At 62.9% G+C, this 1,206-nt stretch carries 1 protein-coding gene; it reads right to left on the minus strand.

The window, feature by feature from the left end:
* Nucleotides 1–29 precede the first annotated feature (29 nt).
* Nucleotides 30–1,132 (minus strand): IS3 family transposase gene (locus FD715_RS22390; RefSeq protein WP_147115504.1). Its coding sequence is split into 2 segments (ribosomal slippage): nt 30–880 and nt 880–1,132, totalling 1,104 coding nucleotides; the frame shifts between segments, so codons are not numbered across the junction.
* Nucleotides 1,133–1,206 lie beyond the last annotated feature (74 nt).

Genomic DNA, 1,206 nt, shown 5'->3' on the forward strand with positions numbered 1-1,206 from the left:
CGGGCTTCACCCCATTCTTGGTCCGGGCGCTATGCGACCTTTCGGGCTGGTTCGAGTTGAGCCGCGAAGGCGCTGGGGGTCAAGTTTCCCAGTGCTGAGTGCGGCCGGTGGTCATTGTAATCGATCCTCCATTCATTGATGCGTTGGCGGGCGTCGGCCATCGACAGGAACCATGAGGCGTTCAGGCATTCCTGCCGGAGCCGGGCGTTGAAGGCCTCGATGTAGGCGTTATCGCTGGGCTTTCCCGGTCGGGAGAAGTCCAGTTCCACCTTGTTGAGATAGGCCCACTGGTCGAGCAGGCGACTGGCGAACTCGGGCCCGTTGTCGACACGAATGCTTCGAGGCTTGCCTCGGAGCCTGGCGATCCGGTCGAGCTCATCGATGACCTGGTAGGCGCGGAAGTTGGTCCTCGCAGCCGTCGCGAGAGCCTCTCTCGTGCGGCAGTCGACGATGGTCAGGATGCGGAAGGGCCGATCGTCGAAGAGCTTGTCGGACATGAAGTCCATCGCCCAGACATCGTTCACGCCTTCGGCCTCGGCGCGGCCCGATCGGTAGCGGCAAGCGCGGCGGCGTTTCGGGCTGCGGGTGCGGATCGACAGCCCTTCCTCGCTGTAGATCCGATACAGGCGCTTGTGGTTCAGCTGCCAGCCTTCGCGTTGAAGCAGCACGTGCAGTCGTCGGTAGCCGTAGCGCACCCGGCTCTCGGCCAGCTCCTTCAGCCGCAGGCGCAGCGCAACGGCTGGGTCACGGCGTGACTGGTATCTGTGCGAGGCCCGCCCGAAGCCCATGGCTTGGCACGCTCTGCGTTCCGACAGTTCGAAGACATCCTGGTAGTGCCGGACGACTTCGCGGCGCCGGACGGGCCTCACCACTTTTTTCGAAGCGCGTCCTGCAACATGGTCTTGTCGAGCGAGAGGTCCGCAACCATCCGCTTCAGACGGCCATTCTCGTCCTCGAGCTGCTTCAGTCGACGGATCTCGGACACGCCCATGCCGGCATAGACCTTCTTCCAGCGATAGAACGTGGCTTCCGCCACGCCCATCTTACGGCAGATTTCACCCACCGTGGTTCCCGCCTCCGCCTGTCTCAGCGCGAAGGCAATCTGTTCATCTGAAAATCGCTTCCTGGGCATCTGGGCACTCCTCCGTCGGAAGTGTGCCCGAAAAAATCGCATCCAGCTTGGACCAGTTTGCCGGGTCAGGACCC

The organism is Tateyamaria sp. syn59, from assembly GCF_007995245.1.
Classification (GTDB): Bacteria; Pseudomonadota; Alphaproteobacteria; order Rhodobacterales; family Rhodobacteraceae; genus Tateyamaria.